Here is a 21,481-nt window from a genome sequence, read left to right as displayed (position 1 = left end):
CAGAAATGGCCTAGAAGATGACCTCGGAGAGGTCTATCATCATCTGAAAATGCTTCAAAGCCAATAAAATTCAAAAAAGAGGTCCGGAATGAGACTATTCCGAACCCCTTTTGTCTACAAACTGAAGCAAGTGTAGCTAACACTTGCTTTTTTCATGCGCTAAGAACATTTTCCCTTTTTCAGTAATCCTGCTGCCCGTTCTTCCTTGTTCTACTACAATCAGGTCATACTCATTCAAAAGCTTCTGCCGGTACCGGAGCTGCTGATCTGTCAGCATAACGCCATTTTTCAGCAAATGAGCAGCCATTGCCGAGCGGCCGGCCGATGTTACTTCGTTCAAAAAATCGAGAAGCATCAGAATTTCATGAAGAAAGCCTCTCTCCTGAAATATTTTATAAAGAGAGTGAAGATCGTTCCAGCTCTCATCCTCAGATAAGGATGCTGATTGCCAGAATGGCAGTTCCTCTTTGTAGACATAATCTTCACTGATGTGAGCTGCATATTCGACTACGTTTCGCAGCTCTCTTATATTCCCCGGCCAATGGTATCCTTCACAACACTTTATGGCCCCTTCCGAAAAGACGAATGATTCTCTTCCCAGCTTTTCCTGAAATTCTTTAACAAAAATATTGATTAATAAAGAAATATCCTTTTTCCTTTCCCTTAGCGGAAGAAGTCTTAAGGGCAGGACGTTCAGCCGAAAATATAGATCTTCCCTGAACATACCTTCCTCTATTAGCTGCTGCAAATCTTTATTTGTAGCGGCAATTACCCGGACATCAAGCGGAATCATCCGGTCTCCTCCCACCCTCATAATCTGTCTTTCCTGAAGGACTCTTAAAAGTCTGTTTTGAATGACAGCTGAGGCATCACCAATTTCATCCAGGAAAATACTTCCCTTATGCGCCTGTTCAAACATACCGATATGCCCGTTTTTCCTTGCCCCTGTAAATGCACCCGGCTCATAGCCAAACAGCTCGCTTTCCATCAGACTCTCAGAAATTGCAGCAAAGTTTACTCCTATAAACGGCTGGAAGGTCCTTGGTGAAGCATTATGAATCGCTTGTGCCAGAACCTCTTTTCCGGTTCCTGTTTCTCCAAGGACAAGAATGGTTGAGTCACTTTTAGCAAGCCGCCGGGCAATTTTTATCATCTCAAGGACAGACGCACTTCGCGTTTTAATATCATCAAAGGTATGCCGTGCAACCAGGTTCCTCTGCTTCGCTTTTGAACGATAGTCATACTCAATCTTCTGATAGTCCTCCACTTTTCTGAATACAATCAGGGTCGAGTACACCTGTTCATCAAGAATAATCCGTTTCTTTTGCATGTAAAAAGCGACATTCTCTATTTCCACAAAAGTCTCCTGCCCAACGGCCATACTCATCATTGCTTCATAGTAAGAAGGAGCAAGACTATGGATCGTATGTTTGTCGGCAGACAGACCAAGAAGCTCTGCCGCTTTCAAATTGAAATGTTCGATTACATTAAAATTATTATAAACCAGCACAGCATCGTTCATATTTTGAACAATACTGTCCAGGCTTTTCTGCAAAATCCGGGATCGCAGAATTTCTCCACTTAAATCTTTTGTCAAATCTACTAATGACTGCATATACCGGGCTGACAAGTGAGTAGTAGGCGAAAAGGGGGAAATTTGAAAATGATGATATATTTCTACTAATGTTGAAATATCGATTTGGCGGCTCCCAATATTAATAATCTTATCAATATGCTTTGGGACCAGCTGCGGCTCCCCAGCTGTAATGGCAATTGAAATCTCCAGACGGGGAGTTTCCTGCGAAAAATAAGGATAAAAATCCAAATCAATTCCCGCTTCCTTCAATATACCCGTCGTCTCTTCCGCCGATTGCTTCATGTCACTCACCAGATACACCTGAGTGCCTTTTGGAATGTCAAGAAGATCTCTAATTTTTCCATAATTAATAGTTCTTCTTGTAATGATTGTCGGCATATCTTCAGTCAAATAGGGTTTTACCATGGTATAAACAATTTTGCTTGATACAACCACAAGAGAATACTTCATCATAAAGGAGTAATCAAGCTCATCAACTGTTCTTCCTTCTATCTCAACATACTCTTGCAGGCCAATTTCATTTAACTGTTCCACCAGTGCCCTCAAAGTATTTTTAGTATAGGTAACGATCAGAACCTTCTTCACAACTGTCCTCCTCTGGAAAAAATACTATTTTAGTAGGAAATTCCATTTCTCTTAGCGTACATGAAGGACGGCTGATTATCCAGAATGGAATAAAGTTAAAATCATATTGATCTAACCTTTAGTTTCTGTCTTTATGCTCAATCACAGAATGTATTAGGAAACAAAAAAGAACAGGACTCTGCAAAGATAGTTTGCTAAGTCCTGCTCTTGATTCACTTGGATTAGAAAAAGCAAAGAGACGTTTTATTATCCCCATTCAGAGAATTTATTTGATAGTAAGCTTTTTAATATTCTCCGCTCCTCGAAGCTCCACTAAATCACTTTTCTCAATAATGACCTCTTTCACTTCAGCACCGCTAAAGTCTACGATGATTGGCTCTTTCTTAGGTGTTACACGGACATTCACATTTTTAAGGCCATCACCCTGCAGGACAGCAGAATTTTTGAGCCAGATGCCATTTTTGATTTTTGCGGTTTTTTCCACATTAATAAAGGAAACCTTATTCACTACTAATTTCTTCTTTTTATCATCCGTAAGATTATATTCCTTTTCGAATTCCAGCTCTGTTTCAGGAGGCAGGCTGTCCACATCTACAATGCGCCCTTCCACTGCGGGTGTGATAGTACCCAGGCCCGATAGGTGTTCTGCAAAGTTTTCCCAGTCAGAGAGTCCAAGATCTGTTACCCTGCCCTCCTGGTATGCTTTTTCGAAGACTGTATATCCATCTCCGCCTTTGGCTGTGAATGCATTCGTAGCAATTGTGTAGGATTGATTGTCCTGGATTTCAGTGTATGTGCCCTGTTCATTCCTATATTCAATCGAAACAATCCGCTCACCGGCAGGTTTAGTCGAATCGAATTTTACTTTTGCACCTGACACGTGCAGGAAGCCGCCATTTTCTGCAGGATATTGTCCCACGCTGATTTCAAAGGCCTCTTTCAATTCAGCTCCCGTTACCTCCATAGTGGCTAATGTATTGCCAAATGGAAGAACCGTGATTACTTCGCCAACAGTGATTGGCCCTGCGTCAATACCCGCACGAATTCCGCCTCCATTTTGAAGTGCCATGATTACATTGCTGTCATACTGCTTTGCTTTTGCCAGCATGCCGTCTGTAATCAGATTGCCCAGTGGTGTTTCATTTTTCCGTACACTTGGTCCTGTGTTGTCTCCGCTTGTACGGGGATTCTCAAGGGCAGCCAAAGTTTCTGCTCCGATTTCCTCGTTCTTTAATTCTTCTATTTGGGAAGAGTACTTTTCAAGAAGCACTGCCGCCTCAGGGTCCTCTGCTTTATCCGCTATATTAATAAGCTGGCCAGCGTGCCCAACGACTTTTCCTGCCTCGTCAAATTGTACATCCAGCGTTCCGAGGTAATTATTGTACTGGCCGGCTTGAACAATGACAGTAGGATCCTTTGCTGCACCTGTTTCGTCTTCTGCCACAACCACCGGCTCATCTAATTGCGTATGGCTGTGTCCCCCCACGATCACATCAATCCCATCTACCTGAGCAGCCAATATTAAATCATTATCCACATTTGGATTATCATCATAGCCAATGTGAGTTACAGCCACTATTTTATTGATTCCCATGCCTTCGAATGCTGCTACAGCCTTTTCTGCTTCTTCAAGATAATTTTCGAAGGTAACATTACCTGGACTGGATATGCTTGCTGTTTCAGCTGTCGTTAATCCAAAGAATCCTACTTTTTCGCCATTCACTTCTTTAATGATGCCATTATATATTTTTCCATCCTCAGGGTCACTCGATATAAGATCACTGAATAAACCCTGCAGGTTGGCATCTTCAGAGAAGTTCACATTTGAACTGACGAATGGGAATTGTGCACCTTTTATGAAGTCAGCCAGTGCTTTGTGACCTTCCGCACTTGAACCCAAATCGAACTCATGATTACCGAAAGTCATCATGTCATAGCCCATGAGATTCATAAATTCAAGATCAGCTTGTCCTAGGAATTTATTAAAATATAAAGTTCCGGTAAACACATCTCCTGCATCAATCAGCAGGGCATCCGGATTTGCTTCTCTTACTTCCTTTACTGCCGTCACTTTCTTTGCGGCATTGTCCATATTGGCGTGTGTGTCATTGGTATGCATTAAAGAAAGTGTGAAATCTGAAGCTGGAGTATCATTTGCTGAAACCAGGCCTGCCGGAATGGCTGTAGAGATGGTTAATGCTGCTGATAAGGCTACTGTTGATAATACTTTAATAGGTAATTTCATAATAAATGCTCCTTTCCATTTTCGGATTGAAGGCCGGAGCTGCTGCACTCCGGCTACTCTGTTATGCCGCTTTCTCATCCTCATAAGGAGACTCCATTATCTCCCCGTCTGAATCTTTGAAAATAATATGAGATGGATCCGCTTTTTTGCCAAGTGTCCATTTCTGCACATTTTCAGCACCGCGGATTTCCACGACTTTGTCACTTTCGATCATGACTTCTTTAATTTCTGATCCTGTCAGATCCACAACTGCCCCTTTGTTAGCGGAGCTGATGACGACTTTTGTATGTTTTAGGCCTTCGCCTTTCACTGCAGCTGATTTTTTCAGCCATAGTCCTTCTGAGAGACGGGAATTTGCATCCATTACAACTAATGCATTATGTTGTCCTACCACGAATTTCTTTGCATGATAGTTTACCAGATTGAAAATATGATCATATTTAGGCTCTTCCGGCTTGGCTGCAGGCTTTAGGCTTGTCTGAATCAGGACAGGGTCATGGTCACTTGCACGGCCGTGCTCTTCCATGAAGCCTGAGTTGATGTGAAGAATATCAACTTCTGTTTTCTCAGCCAGATTGTTGGATACTAAAATATGATCCAGTACCTGTGCATTTCCCTGATAATTGTAAGTATAGCGCTCTTCTGCTGGAACTTTTTCAATCATATTCGTCAGTTCCGCACCCTTCAGTGCCTGTAAAGGCTTAGAGAATTCAAAATCATTAAAGTCCCCAAGCAGGACGATATTCGCATCAGGGTCTTCAGCTTTAACTTCCTTTACAAAGCCGTTAACCACGTTAGCGATTTTCATGCGCTGGATTTCACTGTTTAAGACTGGCGGCTGCACCTTACCGAATAACGGAAGATCTCCGCCTTTTGAGTTAAAGTGATTAGCTACTACAATGACGTTTTCGCCCTGGAATTCGAACTGCGCGGCTAATGCTTTACGGCTATTTTCAAAGGCTTCGTTTGTTGGATCAATACGCCCTGGGTTTAGCGTCAGTTTGCCGTTTTCAAAATCAACTGCATCAGTTGCTGACCCTTTTTCTCCCGGGGCTAAGGTTACCCGTTCTGTGTTATAAAGGAAGCCGACACGGATGTTTCCTCCAGGCTGACCGCCATCCTGTTTATCTATCGGGGCGATGTCTGTATATGTGTAGGCTGGACCGCCAAGCTCTTTAATTTTTGCAATTAATAATGCAGCACTTTGGTCCGCTTCTGTTGTGCCGCTATCTGTTGGTCCGTCATTATCCTGAACTTCTGTCAGGCCGATAATATCCGGCTGTTTCATGTTGTCAACAATTGCTTCTGCTAATCTTGTAACCTTTTCCGCATCCGTTTTGGTTGAGAAGTTTTCAACATTATAGGAAGCAATAGTCAGTTTGTCTTCTTCTGATGTAAGACTGGTCTCTTCTCTTACTGCAGAGCCTTCAACAAATTCTGGCAATGCGTCTGCATCACTTAATACTTTATAGTTACTGAAGCCGTAGCTGACAACACCCTGGATGCTTCCTTTGAAGCTGTCGCCCATTTTGGCAACAAAGTCTTCATCGTCAATATCAAGAGTGATTCGCTCCGGGTTAAAATCGTTTTCTGAAATGCGCAGTCCGCCTGCCGTTGTGTTTGTATCCACATCTCCAGGAACAACTACAAGCTCACCGTAATTTTGCGGAGCAACTACTTTAGCGTTGTCCACCTGAACCAGCATGCCTTCCAGACTTTCAAAAAAATCGATGCCATCCTCTTCCGGATCAAACTCACCAAAGCCATCGTTATCGATCACTTCAGTTGGCAGGTTCTCTTTACTTAGAATGACTGGGGCCGGAAGCTCCTGACCTGAAGCTAATTTATTGATGGCTGAGGCATTAATTTCGGTTACAGGCAAATCTGTCTCAAGCTTTTCAGCATAGCCGTCAAGCACCCACTCTTTAACCTGTCCTGATACGGATACCACATCTCCTGCTGATACACCGTGACCCTTTTTGTAAACGAGGATTCCTTCTGATGTTTTTTCATCCTCATCAGGCTGCTGATCCTGCATGTAGAAATTGCTGCTGTCCACCACCATGGTGACAATTCCTTCAACATCTGTAACCTGCTGGTTCGCATATGGGGAATAGTGGCCGGCACCTTGAATATCATGAATGCGCAAATCCTCCAGCCCAATCATGTACTGAAATACTGATACCTTGCTGTCTGTTAAACCGTCTTTGATTGCTATCGCTTTAATTGTCGTTTCTTCATTAATGATGATTGGATCGGAATATACTGTGCTTTCAGCCGTTGGTTCTGATCCATCAACTGTATAATGAATTACTGCACCATCAGTGGAGGTCGATAGTTCTACTGCTGTTCCAGCTTTAACAGGACCCGCTTCAGGGGAAGCTGTAACCGCTGTAACCTGTGGTATGCCAGTATCTTCTGCAAACGTGTAAGCTGTTGGGCTTTTTAAACCCGGGACCGTAAAATATGCTTCAAGAGAGCCTGTAATCTGGACCTTTTTTCCGAGGTGATCCGGGTTGTCCTTTAAATTCAGCTCTGTCCTGATAAAATTACTCGGCAATTGAACCGGCAGTATTTTACTGGGGTCGGTTTCACTTGGGGAATCGGCAATGGCCAAATTTGTATTTACTGAAAATGGGCCAGTATGGGTATATTTCGGCCCATTAGCGGTTGTTCCCACAATATATCCTTCAACCGTTGCTGTTCCGTTATTATCCGCAATCGCTTCTGCCACAGACTTCAATTCTTCTGCACTAGCCATGGCAAACGGACTGAATAGACTAAGAATAAATGCACAAATACTCATAAAGCTAATGAACTTTATGCGCTGCTTCTCTATCATATAATCCTCTCCTATTTCTTATTTTATAACGCTTACATACACTACCACTCTAGTAAATCACTCTTCTTTTTGGCATACAATCTGATATTTGTAAAAATTGAGTAAATATGCAAAAATGAGTAAATATTCATGTATCTCAATGAGTAATAAGGACTTCAGAAGAGAGTGTTACCACTCTATTTGGACTAGAAGTGTTTTTCAGGCAAATCTCAGTAAATAAACTTTAGCGGGGTAATTATAAATATAGGTAGATTCTCTTCTTCGCGTGGGGAGAAGGATTTATTTGGTGATTGCTGGCCTATTTGCGGAAGTTCGGGGGCTATTTGCATTTTTTGATGGTCTATTTGCAGAAGTTCGGCGGCTATTTGCATTTTTGCTGGTCTATTTGCAGAAGTCCGGTGGCTATTTGCTGATTGCTGGCCCTATTTGCAGAAATTCAGGGGCTATTTGCATTTTTGCTGGTCTATTTGCAGAGGTTCGGGGGCTATTTGCATTTTTGCTGCTCTATTTGCAGAAGTTCGGCGGCTATTTGCATTTTTGCTGGTCTATTTGCAGAAGTCCGGCGGCTATTTGCATTTTTGCTGGTCTATTTGCAGAAGTTCGGCGGCTATTTGCATTTTTGCTCGATCTATTTGCAGGTTCGCTGATTCTATTTGCAGCGTTCACAATTTCGCGAGCATTCCTCCCATCTAAAAAGAGAGACTCCCATACGGGAAGATGCTCTCCTTTGCGTGGGGGGAAGGATGCTATTTGCTGATTGCTGGCCCTATTTGCAGAAATTCAGGGTCTATTTGCAGGTTCACTATTTCTATTTGCAGCGTTCACCTATTAAGAAAGCAATCTACCAAACAAAAAAAGAGCCTCCGCTCGGGAGATTCTCTCATTTTATTATTTATATACTTTGATTGTCACTGTCTTGCTTCCCCATTGAAGGGCACGCTGTTTGTTCGGGATAAATACATCAATTTTATTTCCTCTTACGGCAGATCCTCTATCTCCCGCAATCGCTTCCCCATATCCTGGAACGTAAACTTTAGAGCCTAATGGAATGACTTTCGGATCGACTGAAATAACCTTGGCGTTCGGGTTCTTTTTCAGGTTAATTCCTGTATAGGTAATGCCGCTGCAGCCTTTGCAGCTGGCAGTGTAGGCCGTTGCTTTTACTTTAATTTCTTTATAAGACTTCGTTGATGCAGCCTTTACAGCTGTCTTTTTAGGTGCTGCAGCTCCAGTAACTTTAAGCACTTGCTTTGGTTTTATTGTATCTGAAGATAATTTATTCCAAGATTTGATTTGGTTTACGGTAACGTTATGTTTTTTAGAGATGGCCCAAAGGGTATCTCCCTTTTTTACTGTATACGTATTTCCTGCGGCTGAAGTGACATTGGAAAATCCAAACGATAGAAAAACAGCTGTGATTAGATAGATTACTAATTTCTTCATGATATCTCCTTTTATGTCCCTTGATAGGAACATATTAGCATCCTTAGATAACAGAAAGATGTCAGTAAAACACTTTTTTTGTTACAAATTAAGACGTTTTTAATATATTCGTAATAAAAATTACCAGATTTGGGTTCGAATTTTCCTACAGAATTAGATAAGGCACCTTTTCCCGTTTGTGCAGGTAAGGTGCCTCAATTTTAATAGGCAAAATTGTGACTGCCGATTTGTTTAATGACTGTTCTAGTAAATATCCATTGATCCGTAGCTGTATAAGGATTGTAATAATAGACAGCACCGCCGGTAGGATCCCATCCATCAAAGGCATCTTTTACTGCCTGATAAGCTGTAGCATCAGGCTGCAGCCAGTACTGTCCATCATTCACCGCTGTAATGGCATTCTTTTGGAAAATCACATTGGAGAATGTATCCGGAAATTCATTTGACTCCATACGATTGAGAATGACAGCGGCAACTGCCACCTGGCCTTCATAGCTTTCCCCGCGCGCTTCCCCATAAACGACATGAGCCAGCATGTCCACATTCCTAAGCATTTCTGCTGTGTTCACTCCCACGATGCCATCTGCAGCTAAACCGAAATCATATTGAAAGTTTCTTACTGCGTTCTCTGTTACCGTTCCATAATACCCTGTATGGTCTGTATTAAAATACCCAAGCTTTTGCAATGCTGATTGAATATATGTAACTTCCGGGCCTGCTGAGCCATTCTTAAATACAGCTGCATCTGCTTTCGGCTGGCTGACGCTCAGCACAAATACCATGGCGGCAACGGCTGTAATCCATTTTATACATTTCATTTAGACACTCCTCTTTATGTATTATGTGGAGCCAAACTTCCCTCCTTTCCTTACCCTTTGTATTTTCCCTAGAGACAACTTAGGAAACTCGTTCAAATGGTTTAATTTTCCGGATAGGACAAAGGGACAGGCAGATAAAAGAAAAAGCCGCACTCCCTAGAGAACGGCCTACATTTTATATTTTAAACTTCTCCACAGACTGTTCCAGCTATTTCGAAAGTCTGCTCAGCTGAAGGGTCATTTCTGAAATCTTTCCTACTGCATCCTCCTGCTGGTCTGTTGAAGCTGCGACCTCATTGGTGAAGCAAAACCTCTTTTTATCCTGCTGACAGCTTTTCCCGTGGCAATTGAAAAAATTCGAAAACATACAAAGAATACTGAAACCATTCCGGCTCCAGCATCTCTCTCAATCTATCATCATCTTCAAAAAACTCTCGCCTTCCTCAGTGGCAGGCAATCCAAAAAACTCGCTGAATGTTGCCCCGACATCAGCCATCGAATTGCGCTTTCCGATGTTAACCGGTTTTACCCGCTTACCGGCAGCGAGGATCGGGACGTATTCTCTCGTATGGTTGGAATGGCCGATGGTCGGATCGTTGCCATGGTCGGCCATGGTGATTAACAGATCCTCCTCTGCCATTTTGGGCAGGAATTCTGCGAGCCACTGATCGGTTGTATTGAGCAGGCTCGCATACCATTCTGTATCTTCGGCATGTCCTGCCAGGTCTGTTTCCTGTACATTTACCAGAAATGCGGCATCCTCTTTTTCTTCTAAATATGCACTCTCCACAGCTTGTAATATTTTTTCAGTATCGACAATTGGTTCTGCGGGTCCTTCGCCATGCAGGACATCCGCCGTTTTGCCAATCCGGTGGACTTTGAGGCCATGCCGGGCAGCGATCATCGGAAATTGTCCGTCTATGTTTACCCCGTAGCCCATGTGATAGACTTCATAGCCTTTGCCGTACACTTTGGCCTTTGGGGCATCCACTCCCCACTGGCCTGGTTTTTTTTCGTGAACAACTGACAGGATATGTTCAATGGTTGTATAGGGTCCTCCAAACGCAATGACCCGGCTGGTGTCTACATTTTGCCGGACAATTTTTCCGACTTCCTTTAATTTCTGGAAAGGCATTCTTTTAAAATCAGCAGTTAAATTGATGATGTTTCCCAATGAAGATTCGAGATTATCCCCGATGACACAGGCACCATTTACTAATAGCACCGGGCGGTCATTCCATGGGTATTCAACCTCATAGCCTGCTTCCGTTAATGCCTTGGCCAGATCTGGATGAATGTCTTTCATCAGTCGTTTATTCGAGCGCTTCGGGCAGCTCCCGGCAATTTCCTGGTGCCCGAGGTATGTGTCTGCCCCGTGATGGGCCAATGCCGAGTAGCCGTACGCATTGGCAGGGGCTTCCTTCCCATCCACAAGTGTTCCCAGCCCAAGCCTATATAAGGTCGGTATTTCTAAAAAATTAGCCGATTCCCTGATATGCTTATAGGTATTGGCTCTGCAGTCAGAAGGGCTGAACTCTCCGCAATCCTCCATTGCGCCGATGCCAAAGCTATCAATCACCAGCAGAATTGCTTTTGCCATCCTTACCACTTCCTCTCAAAGTGAACCAGTTGCGGCTTTCCGCTTTGAATTCCTTTTACCAGGGCAATATGAGCCCTGGTGACGAACACCTGGGTGCGGAAAGAGAAAACAGCTGTATCTCCTTCAGAAATCTGAAATCCGTCCGGTTTCTTAATTGCACCATAGTAGTCAATTGCTTCAGAATCGGGCTCGATTGCTTTTACCCGCTGCTTCAATATATCTTTTTCATTGTCGCCGATCAGGCACCCGGTTAAGTGGGAACGCCCGTAATAGCCGCCGCCCATGACATAATAATGATCCTGATCCTGGTGGGATACTTCCGTTACATATACAATGGCAGGTTTCTCGGGGAGATCTCGGTACGCATGCAGCGGGGTCGTTCCGGTAAGGGCATGTCCCGGTTCTCCATGTGTTACACCCTCTTCTGCCAATAACGGTATGGTTTCACAGCTGGTCGCACTTGGGCCGTTTACCTGTTTTACTGTAATGCCCTTTCCTTCCAGAACCTCTTTGGCTTTTAAAAGGGTTGTAAGGTTAGGTGTCGGTTCCATGCTTTTCTTATCTTCAGACAGCTGAAAGTTCGGGAAGGTTGTGACGCCTGCTAAGTTAATACCCGGAAGCCTAGCCAGTTCGGAAAGCTCTTCATCCAACTTTTCCAATCGGAAGCCGCCCTGCTGTCCTGGGTAAATCATATCGCCTTCTGCATATACCCTGAGAAGTACATCCTGCACCTTATCCAATTGAACAGCCGCTTCAGAAAGCTGTCTGGCACGTGCAAGGGAAAATAGGGTAATGACCTCAGGATTCCATGACAGTACTTCCTTCCACTGGTTTTTTCCCGGCTGGACCAGGTGGCCGACGTTTCCCATTTTCACGCCGCCTTCTGCCAGTGTTTTCGCTTCATCGAATTCCACAGCGACCGCTTTTTCGATGCCACGCTCTGCAATAAACCGGCCTATAAACGGAAGCCTTCCAAGCTGCTTGCTCATAAAATAAAGCGTAAAGTCATGGTTTTTTGCCGTTTCTGCCATAGCTGCAACATTCTCTCCGAGTATATCGAGGTCAATCACGTACGTATTCGGGGGTATCTGCCCGCTTTGATGCAAGGTGACACCCGATTGAATCAGCTTAGGATTTCTGCGCTTTGTTACATCTAAAAACATGGAAGTTTCCCCCTTTATTTACGGGTATCAACGATGCTGCACTTCTTTTGCAAGAGGTATCACTTTTTCTAGAATGCCAATGATTGTGCCCGCTCCTGATTTCATCGGATTGATGCGCAGTCCATAATCCTTCAGCTCAGGCTGTGCTTCTAAAAAGCTGCCTGAAACACGGTAAATCATCGGAATGATTTCATATTTCGATTCCGCTCCAACCGGATGAGTGGCTGCCCCATGCTCATCACTGATGCTGATCACACTTTGGGCAATCGGATCTTCGAGCTCTACAATGACGTTCTTGGATTGGGCATTCGTCATGTAGGCGGCGCGAATTCCATTCACAGCGCCTTCATTCAGACGGCGACAGAGCTCTTCCACCTGCTCGTTTTGAATAGCCAGCGATACAGGTGCGAAGGTCATCATCCTTAACAGCTCCATGGCTTCGTAACCCTGAACCTGGCCGCCGCCCGAATAGTTATAGTGATGGACTCGTTCGATGGCTTCTTTCTTGCCGGCAATGACCGCAATTCCCTCCGGCCCGAGAAGCTTGAATCCGGAAAAGGTGGAGTAATCCGCTCCTAATTCCACGCCAATCCCCTTTGTCTTCAATGCGCAGTAATTGTCATCCACGACAATTGGAAGATCCGGGCGTTCTTCTTTCACAACTTTAATGACTTCGGCCAATTGGTAATGATCTGCTGGCTGCTGGCGGGCATGCTGAATATAGAAAACTTTAGGACTTTGATTAGTCCTGATGGCCGTTCTCACTTCCTCCAGATGATTGTAATCTGCCTGGACTGTTTTGATCCCTAAGATTCTTAGCGTTTCCTTTGTCGTCGTATAAACAGGGGCCGTGTGAATGAACATTTCATCTCCAGGAGACAGAAGCATGCTTAGAATATTGCGGATCGCACCTGTTCCAGCTCCCCTGACAAGGGCACAGTCTTCTGTTTCAAAAAAATCAGCCAGAACCTTTTCCACAAGGCAGGTCTGTTCCGGGCGCTTAAATGTTGGAGAAACTCCAAGGTCTCCCATCGATAAAAATTGCCTGCCTTTGAAATGACGGCTCATTCTATCGACCAGTTTGAATTGTTTTTCTTGTGCTTCCTGTATGGATAAGCTTGGCAAAACTGAATTTGCGTACTTTAATTGGGCTCTGTTGTATGTGGACATTATGATCGCTCCCTTATTGAAAAAGCTCTGGATGGATTGACGGTCAGAAATTGATGAAGGATGATTTCCGGCACTCCGAATTTCTTCAATTTTGGAATAAACGTCTCAAGCACAAGACCGTAGCCCGGGCCACCATTCTTCTTCCAATGCGATTTGCGGGTTAAGTCAGCTGAAAGGAGAATTTGCTTTTCATATCCGCGGTTTATAAAATCAAGAAGAAAGTCAGCTCTTTCTTCATCTGGACGGTAGTTATTTTTTCCAATCGTATCAAACGCGATATAAGCTCCTGTTTCCAAAACAGCGAGAACTTCGTCTTTATTCGGGTTGAGGTCTTGATGGCCGATGATAATCTGATCAGCCGGCAAGCCATGCTTCGTCAGCAGCCCTACCTGTTCAAGTCCGAGTGTTCCGAGCGTTGTATGGGTGGTTACCGGAAGGCCAGTCTCGATTCCGGCCATCGCAGCACCTATTAAGAGATCGCGTTCGATTGGCTTCATTTCATTTTTGCTTGTGCCCACTTCCCCGATGACTCCGGGTAGTATGCCTGTATCTCCGATTCCTTCCGTTGCCTCTTTGATAAAATGCTGTGCAAACTGCTCCGCTTTCCAGCCGTCGGCAAAGTCCGGAATATAAGGATCTTTATAGAAGCCTGTGCATGTAATAAGGTGAACCCCAGTTGCCTCGCTTAGCCTTTTTAGCAGGGAAGCATCCCGGCCCATGCCGTCATTTGTCACTTCGACCATCGACCTCCCGCCGAGACGGTAAAAATCCCCCAGTTCCTCACACATGCCCTGTTCATCATCCAGTATCGTATCCGGATCTTTTTTTACCCGCGAAAGATCAATGGAGAGATGCTCGTGAGCCGAGCAAATCCCCAATTTTTCCGGATCAATTTTTCCAAGTACGGTTTGTATCATGGCTGTCCGCTCCGTTCTCTTTGTTTATTACTGAGGTATGTTCATGATTCCAATTGCAACCAGAATATTGGCTATGATTCCGACTGCAATGGCACCCACAGGGCCGACCGCAATGCGGACAATTGGACGCCCAGCCGCTTCATTGAGCAAATAGAAGCCGGCAATGAAGAAGAAGCCGAACCCTGGTGCAATCGCATTGGCAGCATTCGCTCCGCCGATTAATAGCGCTACTTCCAAAAGCTTGGTCATGGCACTGCGGATATTTTCTCCGGAATTACGCACACCGGGATATTTATCAAGGAATCTCGCAATGGAGCTTAATAGCATAACTTCAATGAAAATAATGATGACACCGCCGATTAAGGCTACCCAAACATTCGGGGAGAAAAATCCGACGACGAAAATGAGTGTGAATCCGACCGGGCTGTATACACCTGTTGCGATTGCTGTACTGGCGACAAGCGGGATAAAGCCTAACGCACGTGCAGCCGCAGCAATTCCGGCATCTGTTGATTTGCCCTCTGCTAATAGATTTAGAGAGATCGGATCTCCTGCCATGATCCAAAGATTTGTAGCAGCGGCAATAAGGCCGCCAATAACCATAAAGAACACAACATTTTTTCTGATTTTAGCCACTTTGTCACTAAATACAGCAGCAAGGTCGATGGAGGAGCCTTCTTCAGCTTTTTCCTTCATGGCAAAAACAAGCAGGAAGATCATTCCTGTAATAAGGGCCATTCCTTCCTGGTTCAGTGTTACTGTCGTGCCTGAAATCGTCAGAACTCCGCTTTCGTTCAGCCAGACAGCCAGCTGACGGATCAATGCTGATACGATAAACGTAATAACCCCTTTTTTCACGCTGAACTGCATCGCAACCGCAAGTGCCGGGAATGCCATAAATGTTACGACAACTGGAGTCCCAACCGCTCCCATTGCTTCAAGGAAATTAAGCGGCAGATAATCGAACAGCTTTACAAAGCCTTCGAGCCCGATTAACAGCCCAGCTCCATAAGCACCGCCAATCACAGCCGCAAGCGGTGTTCCCCACTTATTTTTCGGCGTCAGCAATCCGATAATGTCTGTTCCCAGCAGGATACTGTGAACAAGGATGATACTCGCCGAGAGTGTAAAAGGTATACCAAATCCGATTACCAGGCCGAAGCTCATTGCAAAGGCAGTGAAGGCCAAGTCCCGTCTTGTCATTCGCCCTTCCACGTGTTCCGAGACAATTGGACGAAGGCCATCATTGAAAACCGCAATATTCATATTGGCCAAGACAGCAGCAACGGCACCAATCAGGATAATTAATGTCATTTCCATTTCTTTTTCCCCCTCAATTAAAATGGATTAGCTTTTATTCTTTAAGGCTTTGATAATCATAGGCACTGCGGCTTCTTTGTGGTCAGCTGTGAATCCAAATGCCTTCTTCCCTTCGCTGACAGCGGTTACAATTTTCTCCTCAACAGGCTTCTTCCCTGGCATGGAAACCGTCTCGCAGTTCGGCTTGCCGAGAAGGGCAATCGCCATGGCTAAAGCACCGCCGCCTCCTGTATGGCAGGCTCCTACATAATAATCTGCCTGTCCCGTTTTAACGGCCATCGCCGCTTCGAGATCCGATTTGACCATCGTCGTTATGCTGCTGTCAATCTCCTTTATTAAACTCTCAATCTCCTTTTTATCCACCTGTCCGCCAACTACAATTTTCATCTTAATTTCCTCCTTTGTTGATTTGCAGTACATTTGTGTAATGGATGAGCAGAAAATCGATTTCCTCTTGGGGGAGCTGATTCTTCCATTGCTGCTGTACAAAATCGATTTCCTTCAATGCTGTGGATGCTTCCGGTGACTGTTTGACTTCATCCAGCAGGGCAGGATGGGGAGCTTCAACCTGTTCCTCCTCTTCAATTCTTGTCAGAGCTGTCGGCAAATGGGTGAAAAGCATTTCCGCCCCGTCAATGGCATCCTTTTTCAAGTGCGACTGCAGATGTATAAAAGCCAGTGTCGTTATATCAGCTGCTTTTGTGCTGACAACAGACGAGCTTATTAGGATATCCATTCTTTCTTGCAGTTGGTTAAGATCCATAGCTTTAACCCCTCCAAAATACAGTATTTAGTATATTAATGCTGCTAAGAAACTAGAACTTTAGCTTCTTAATAGTGCGGATATTTTTTCCCTTCCTCTACAAGCCTTTGGACCTCTTCCACTTTATTGAACTGGAGGAGCTGGATTTGTTCCCTGATATTTATTCTTTCACTTTCTATGACAATGGCTGCTGTGGTTGCTTTTACGGCCAGTTCCTTTGCTCTTTTCGACTTAAAATCGGAGGAGGCAAACGTTTTAAGTGCTCTCGCTTCATCCGCATTCCAAACCGCCGCATCAATAGTGCCGTTTTTCAGCATAATGTAAAGTTGCATATAGTCTACTTTTATAAGTTCAACCTTGTGATCTTCACATTCAAGGAGGGTGATATTGGCCTGGTCAGCGGATGAATAGTCGATTCCAATTTTCATGCCATCTTTGATTTGTCTGTTTTTGCTATCTGAAAAAAAGACTTTATGGGACGTGACATAAGTCTCCGGTCCAAGAGTATGGAGTATTTCCAGTCCGTCAAACTCCTGTACGGCCTCTTCTGCCGCCAGCTGGGACATGATCGCAAAATCATAGCGCCTGGTTTTTAATGATTCGACCCGCCTTCGGGCTCCTCTCATATAAGCGAGGCCGGACTTTTTGTTGATTTCCTCAAAGCCCTCGACAATGCCAGTCGCCAATCCCTCATACTTCCGGGAATAGGGCAGCGGCATAACACCCATCAACGGTCCGATGCCTGCAATCTCATACAGCAGGTTGATATCCCTCTTTTTCAGAAACGTTCCCAAATGCCCTCTGGATTCAAGCGAGATGGCATGCAGATCCTCCAGCACTCTCAATGCCCCCTGCACAGTCCCTCGACCCAGGGATAGTTTGTCAGTAAAATCACTCACCCGGGGGATTCTCTCCCCCTCCGAAAACTGAATAAGCTCCTTCGCAATAAACTTCGCAGCCAGCCCATTCTTTGAATATAAACTTTCCCAAATACGGCTCATATCGCACAACCTCTTTACCTTCTATTCAATATACGAAAAACTGTATATTATTAGTTTAGCTGGTATGGGGGGTTATTTCAAGAGTTTTCTAAAAACGGTGACAGGCACCACCCGAATTTTGTCGAATTAAAGGAATTCTTCCTCCAAGGAGAGAATACTTATAAGGAGAATTATGAAAGGAGAATATAGAATGACACGCCCGAAAAGAATTTGGAGTCCCGATCATTACCACCATGTGGTTAGCCGTGGTAATTGGAGGGCTAACTTGTTTGAAGACGATTTAGACTTTATCTCATTTTTAAATATCCTTCACTATACTCATCGTTCTTCCAGCTTCGAAATTGCCAGCTACTGTCTAATGTCAAACCACTATCATCTCATGATAAAAACTCAAGATTCCTCACTTTCCAGGGTAATGAGAAACGTTAATAAATACTACGCTGATTATTACAATAAAAGATATCAAGTACAGGGACATTTATTTGAGAAACGATTCTTCAGTAAGCCTATTTATGACCTCTATGGGCTTCTGGAGGTTAGCCGCTATATTCACTTAAATCCTGTTGAAGCAAATATTACGGATGCTCCCCAAAATTACCGCTGGTCAAGCTTCCCCTTCTATTATTACCCACAGCAGCAAACTCCTGATTACCTTAACTTCAACTCCATAACAGACCTCTTTTCCGGAATTGACGAAAAGATGCAAAGACAAAATTACTGCAGGTGGATGGTAAAAGACCTTAAAATTGAACAACTCAATATTTAGTTTGTCACCATAGGAATAGGGATTAGTGGTCTATAACTGGTATAGGTACCTGTCACCCTATATGGACAGAAAATTCAAATAATTAATCATTAAGGCCCATGATTCCCATAATTAGTAAAAGTAGAATAGAACTGTAATAAATTTTGTCAAATGGGAGTGGATTTAACTGAAAAATAAGCTTATTGCGTTATCACTTGCTTCTGCTTTAAGTTTTTCATTTTTTCCGGGAGAAGGCTTTGCTGAGCCGACTTCGCTCATGAACCAGGTAATCATTCCTGGCGCTCATTCAGTAACAGAACAGTACTTCGACGGAGCTGGTGACAATTGGCTCACTACTAAGAATCCCCTTCAGTATGAGCAGGCAACCCTTTACGGCAATATCGGCCTGGCTCCGTATCTATGGGGTAATGCAGCAGAAGGAACCGGCTGGCACCAATTGTACAAGCCTGCTTCTGTAACGGGGACTCAGGTAAATGGTATTTTTGAAGATGCCCAGTTTGTCATTAGGGTTCCGGATCACTGGAATGGTCGCCTGGTTGTTTCGGGGATACCCGCTACGCGAAATGAAACGTCAACCGACCTGCTTTTCAGCGATTATGTACTGGAGAAAGGATATGCGTTTGCGGCAACTGACAAAGGCACCCAGGGCGAGGAGGATCCGGCTGATCCATTGGCAAAAGTAAAGAATGCATTGGCTGATGAGGATGATAGTGTTGCTGAATGGCATCAGCGTTTCCGCCAGGTTACAAAAGCCGCACAGCAGTACTTGGTCAGCCATTATTCGGATCGACTTATTGATCCAGGCTCGGCTGACCCGGCAAGTGATTTAATATCTGAAGACCATAAGGTTCCTACATATGCGATGGGAATTTCCAATGGCGGCTACGTCGTGCGCTATGCCCTTGAAAATGACGGTCCTGAGAAAACCGGCGAACCCCGCCTTTTTGATGGAGGAGTCGATTGGGAAGGCGTTTTATGGACGGAGAAAAAGGATAATTTGATCAGTTCCCTGACCACTGTTGTGAATCATGCAGAGGAAGCTTTGTATGGAAGCGGCAAAAAACAGAAAAAGGCGGTAAAAGAGCTATACAAAGCAGGCTTGCCTAAGGGATCTGAAAAACTGTGGGCCTACCATGATCAGGTTTATTGGTTCGTCTCGCTGAATATCTACCGGGACCATTTCGACCCGGAAGCACCTGGACGGACGGAATGGAGCAATTACCTGAACTTCGTAGATGGCGTGAGAGACCGATCCTTTGATCATATTTTTGAAGATTACAAGTATGTGACCCGACCGAAGGAAGTGAAGAATAATATTAAGGCCGTGGCCAATACCGGAGATATCGATGTGCCGCTGATCTCTTTTACGGGGTCACTGGACTCGCTGATTTTCCCGGAGATCCATGCAAAGGGATATGAAAGGCTGGTTAAGAAGGCCGGAAAGCAGGATCTGCACAGAATGTATACGGTTGAGAATGGGAACCATGTTGACAGCCTTGTCTGGAACCCCGGCACGGATCCTGATCAAGAACTTCAGCCGCTTCTGCCTTATGCTCATCAATCATTTGACCTGCTTGTTGACTGGGTGGAAAACGGCAATGCAGCCCCTGGGAGCAAAACGGTGGGTGCACCGGATAACCCTGTGAAGGTTGTTGATTTGAAGACTGGGGAGGAGCGGGATCCTCGTTAAAGGTGGTATCTGAAGCACCAGTGAATGCATAGAAAAATTTCTATCCGCACAGAAATTTGGGTTATACGCACAGAAACAAATTTATGCGCACAGAAATTGAACCTATCCGCACAGAAACTGATTTTAGCTACACATTAGAGGCTATCAAAGTAATTTTTTCAGAAAAAAGATGCCCCGATCGCTATAGATTGGGGTTATTCAATATTATTTTTGTAAATAAGTAAGTCTCTACTTGCTATCGTGCTTATGTTTGGACTCCGGAGACCAAATTAGGGTTCCCACTGGACGAATTCCCCCATTAGCGAAGAACTTTCCTGCTGCCCGCCATCAGCCACATCACTACCGGAAGCAGTCCAAAGGAAACCATGGTAATCCCCGTCCAACCACCAGTCTGCCATACCAGGCCGGCAAGCGTCCCACCGGTTGCGACTCCAAGATAATAGCTTACAAGATAGAGGCTCGAGGCACCGGATTTGTGATGGGCAGCGCGCTCATTTACAATAGCCGCCATTAGTGAATGCGCCACAAAGAACCCCAGACAGGTCAGGCATAGGCCTATCACAATTACCGATAAAGAATGCACATTTGTAAGCAAGGTCCCTCCTATTAAAATGACAGTTCCAAACGATACCAATGTGGTTTGCCTGAAATAAGAGGATAACCTTCCACCCAGAATGGAGCCCGCTATACCAAAGCTGTACGCCAGGTAGGTAAAAGAAATATTTTTCACAGAGAGATTAAAGGGGTCCTGTTCGAGATAAAAAGGCAGGTACGTCCATACTCCTGTAAACGAGAATTGGAGGAGAATCCCCATCGCGAATGCAGGGAAAAGCTTCGTATTTTTCAGGTGTGAAGCCATTCCTGACAAGTCATTTTGTACAGATCTTTTACTAGGACTAAAATAATGAGATTTTGGCAGAGTTATAAAATAAATGATGAATAGTAAAATGGAAAATCCAAACAGGCAGTAGACAGAAGTCTGCCAGCTGGCCATATCTGCAATATACCCGACGAAGATGCGGCCGGCCATTCCGCCAATAGCATTCGCTGCAATATACATGGTGATGCCGAGGCTGATGCTGCCTGGTTCGAGTTCCTCCCCTAAATAGGCGATGGCTGCTGCGGGCAGGCCCGCTATACAAAAGACCTGCAGGAAGCGAAGCACCAGAAAGGTTTCAAAATTAGGCACAATTGGCAATAGCACCAGTGGAATCATGGTGCAGACAAGTGTGGAATTCATAATGGAAACCCGCCCGATTCGATCAGACAGAAATCCGAAAAATAATAATCCTAAAATCATAGAAACTACAGTAACAGACAGTGATAAACCGGCTGCTGCTGATGTTACGTCAAATGAATCTGCCAACAGCGGCATAATCGGCTGCACAAAGTATAAATTGGCGAATACTAAAATGGAGGCACTTGTCATTGCAATCATCATTTTTTTGAACCCTGCATCCTGCAGCGAATATTTACTTGTTTCCAGTTGTCGAGCTTGTACAGCAGTCATTTTTTCACCCTGTTCCATTAAAGCGTTAAATTCATCATACCATTTCCTTTA

General features: G+C 44.4%; 17 protein-coding genes. 3 read left to right on the top strand and 14 right to left on the bottom strand.

Going from position 1 to position 21,481, the window contains the following annotated elements; all coding sequences use genetic code 11:
* Positions 1-136 precede the first annotated feature (136 nt).
* The 3 genes from M3205_RS25820 to M3205_RS16700 all read right to left on the bottom strand — a co-directional run bounded on the left by M3205_RS25820 (position 137) and on the right by M3205_RS16700 (position 7,269).
* Positions 137-2,182, bottom strand: a complete 2,046-nt coding sequence (locus tag M3205_RS25820) for a sigma-54 interaction domain-containing protein (protein ID WP_251170969.1) — start codon at positions 2,180-2,182, stop codon at positions 137-139.
* A gap of 265 nt (positions 2,183-2,447) precedes the next feature.
* Positions 2,448-4,427, bottom strand: a complete 1,980-nt coding sequence (locus tag M3205_RS16705) for a bifunctional metallophosphatase/5'-nucleotidase (RefSeq protein WP_251170968.1) — start codon at positions 4,425-4,427, stop codon at positions 2,448-2,450.
* A 61-nt stretch (positions 4,428-4,488) separates the two neighbouring features.
* Positions 4,489-7,269, bottom strand: a complete 2,781-nt coding sequence (locus tag M3205_RS16700) for a DUF6359 domain-containing protein (protein ID WP_251170967.1) — start codon at positions 7,267-7,269, stop codon at positions 4,489-4,491.
* A 283-nt stretch (positions 7,270-7,552) separates the two neighbouring features.
* On the opposite strand from M3205_RS16700, the gene M3205_RS16695 reads away from it, so the two are divergent.
* A complete protein-coding gene (locus M3205_RS16695) occupies positions 7,553-8,026 on the top strand; it encodes a hypothetical protein (protein ID WP_251170966.1) in 474 nt (157 codons plus the stop codon).
* A gap of 131 nt (positions 8,027-8,157) precedes the next feature.
* Here the strand turns inward: M3205_RS16695 and M3205_RS16690 are convergent, their stop codons facing one another.
* From M3205_RS16690 to yhfZ, 10 genes are all read right to left on the bottom strand, one after another.
* Complete coding sequence (locus M3205_RS16690) at positions 8,158-8,712, bottom strand: LysM peptidoglycan-binding domain-containing protein (RefSeq protein ID WP_251170965.1); 555 nt, start codon at positions 8,710-8,712, stop codon at positions 8,158-8,160.
* A gap of 200 nt (positions 8,713-8,912) precedes the next feature.
* Complete coding sequence (locus tag M3205_RS16685; protein ID WP_251170964.1) at positions 8,913-9,530, bottom strand: cell wall hydrolase; 618 nt, start codon at positions 9,528-9,530, stop codon at positions 8,913-8,915.
* A gap of 406 nt (positions 9,531-9,936) precedes the next feature.
* Positions 9,937-11,130 carry a phosphopentomutase gene (locus M3205_RS16680; RefSeq protein ID WP_251170963.1) on the bottom strand — a complete coding sequence of 398 codons (1,194 nt, stop codon included), beginning with the start codon at positions 11,128-11,130 and terminating at the stop codon, positions 9,937-9,939.
* A gap of 2 nt (positions 11,131-11,132) precedes the next feature.
* Entirely contained in the window at positions 11,133-12,293 is a 1,161-nt protein-coding gene (locus tag M3205_RS16675) for a YhfX family PLP-dependent enzyme (RefSeq protein ID WP_251170962.1), read from the bottom strand.
* A gap of 27 nt (positions 12,294-12,320) precedes the next feature.
* On the bottom strand, positions 12,321-13,463 hold the full coding sequence (locus M3205_RS16670; RefSeq protein ID WP_251170961.1) for an aminotransferase class V-fold PLP-dependent enzyme: 1,143 nt from the start codon (positions 13,461-13,463) through the stop codon (positions 12,321-12,323).
* On the bottom strand, positions 13,463-14,380 hold the full coding sequence (locus tag M3205_RS16665) for a phosphotriesterase family protein (RefSeq protein ID WP_251170960.1): 918 nt from the start codon (positions 14,378-14,380) through the stop codon (positions 13,463-13,465). Before M3205_RS16665 ends, M3205_RS16670 begins: the two co-directional genes overlap by 1 nt.
* Before the next feature lie 27 nt (positions 14,381-14,407).
* Positions 14,408-15,700 carry a YhfT family protein gene (locus M3205_RS16660; RefSeq protein WP_251170959.1) on the bottom strand — a complete coding sequence of 431 codons (1,293 nt, stop codon included), beginning with the start codon at positions 15,698-15,700 and terminating at the stop codon, positions 14,408-14,410.
* 27 nt (positions 15,701-15,727) lie between these two features.
* On the bottom strand, positions 15,728-16,087 hold the full coding sequence (locus M3205_RS16655; protein WP_061792828.1) for a DUF2620 domain-containing protein: 360 nt from the start codon (positions 16,085-16,087) through the stop codon (positions 15,728-15,730).
* A gap of 1 nt (position 16,088) precedes the next feature.
* Entirely contained in the window at positions 16,089-16,463 is a 375-nt protein-coding gene (locus tag M3205_RS16650) for a PRD domain-containing protein (protein ID WP_251170958.1), read from the bottom strand.
* Between the two features lie 68 nt (positions 16,464-16,531).
* Positions 16,532-17,464, bottom strand: coding sequence for a GntR family transcriptional regulator YhfZ (yhfZ, locus tag M3205_RS16645; RefSeq protein ID WP_251170957.1), 933 nt, complete (start codon positions 17,462-17,464; stop codon positions 16,532-16,534).
* Between the two features lie 190 nt (positions 17,465-17,654).
* Here yhfZ and M3205_RS16640 point away from each other — a divergent pair, with 190 nt between their 5' ends.
* The gene (locus tag M3205_RS16640) at positions 17,655-18,230 is read left to right on the top strand and encodes a transposase (protein WP_251170956.1); all 576 of its coding nucleotides are present in this window, start codon (positions 17,655-17,657) and stop codon (positions 18,228-18,230) included.
* 166 nt (positions 18,231-18,396) lie between these two features.
* Complete coding sequence (locus M3205_RS16635) at positions 18,397-19,920, top strand: alpha/beta hydrolase (protein ID WP_251170972.1); 1,524 nt, start codon at positions 18,397-18,399, stop codon at positions 19,918-19,920.
* A gap of 298 nt (positions 19,921-20,218) precedes the next feature.
* Here M3205_RS16635 and M3205_RS16630 read toward each other — a convergent pair whose 3' ends face one another.
* Positions 20,219-21,448, bottom strand: a complete 1,230-nt coding sequence (locus M3205_RS16630) for an MFS transporter (protein WP_251170955.1) — start codon at positions 21,446-21,448, stop codon at positions 20,219-20,221.
* Between the last annotated feature and the right edge of the window lie 33 nt (positions 21,449-21,481).

This window comes from Cytobacillus firmus (assembly GCF_023715565.1).
Classification (GTDB): domain Bacteria; phylum Bacillota; class Bacilli; order Bacillales; family Cytobacillaceae; genus Cytobacillus; species Cytobacillus firmus_C.
This window is presented reverse-complemented; position numbering and strand designations above follow the sequence as displayed.

What these genes read in the sequence shown, in the direction of transcription:
- M3205_RS16705 (WP_251170968.1), bottom strand. Translation starts at nt 4,427, where the DNA reads ATGAAATTACCTATTAAAGTATTATCAACAGTAGCCTTATCAGCAGCA.
- M3205_RS16700 (WP_251170967.1), bottom strand. Translation starts at nt 7,269, where the DNA reads ATGATAGAGAAGCAGCGCATAAAGTTCATTAGCTTTATGAGTATTTGT.
- M3205_RS16690 (WP_251170965.1), bottom strand. Translation starts at nt 8,712, where the DNA reads ATGAAGAAATTAGTAATCTATCTAATCACAGCTGTTTTTCTATCGTTT.
- M3205_RS16685 (WP_251170964.1), bottom strand. Translation starts at nt 9,530, where the DNA reads ATGAAATGTATAAAATGGATTACAGCCGTTGCCGCCATGGTATTTGTG.
- M3205_RS16680 (WP_251170963.1), bottom strand. Translation starts at nt 11,130, where the DNA reads ATGGCAAAAGCAATTCTGCTGGTGATTGATAGCTTTGGCATCGGCGCA.
- M3205_RS16675 (WP_251170962.1), bottom strand. Translation starts at nt 12,293, where the DNA reads ATGTTTTTAGATGTAACAAAGCGCAGAAATCCTAAGCTGATTCAATCG.
- M3205_RS16670 (WP_251170961.1), bottom strand. Translation starts at nt 13,463, where the DNA reads ATGTCCACATACAACAGAGCCCAATTAAAGTACGCAAATTCAGTTTTG.
- M3205_RS16665 (WP_251170960.1), bottom strand. Translation starts at nt 14,380, where the DNA reads ATGATACAAACCGTACTTGGAAAAATTGATCCGGAAAAATTGGGGATT.
- M3205_RS16660 (WP_251170959.1), bottom strand. Translation starts at nt 15,700, where the DNA reads ATGGAAATGACATTAATTATCCTGATTGGTGCCGTTGCTGCTGTCTTG.
- M3205_RS16655 (WP_061792828.1), bottom strand. Translation starts at nt 16,087, where the DNA reads ATGAAAATTGTAGTTGGCGGACAGGTGGATAAAAAGGAGATTGAGAGT.
- M3205_RS16650 (WP_251170958.1), bottom strand. Translation starts at nt 16,463, where the DNA reads ATGGATCTTAACCAACTGCAAGAAAGAATGGATATCCTAATAAGCTCG.
- yhfZ (WP_251170957.1), bottom strand. Translation starts at nt 17,464, where the DNA reads ATGAGCCGTATTTGGGAAAGTTTATATTCAAAGAATGGGCTGGCTGCG.
- M3205_RS16640 (WP_251170956.1), top strand. Translation starts at nt 17,655, where the DNA reads ATGACACGCCCGAAAAGAATTTGGAGTCCCGATCATTACCACCATGTG.
- M3205_RS16630 (WP_251170955.1), bottom strand. Translation starts at nt 21,448, where the DNA reads ATGGAACAGGGTGAAAAAATGACTGCTGTACAAGCTCGACAACTGGAA.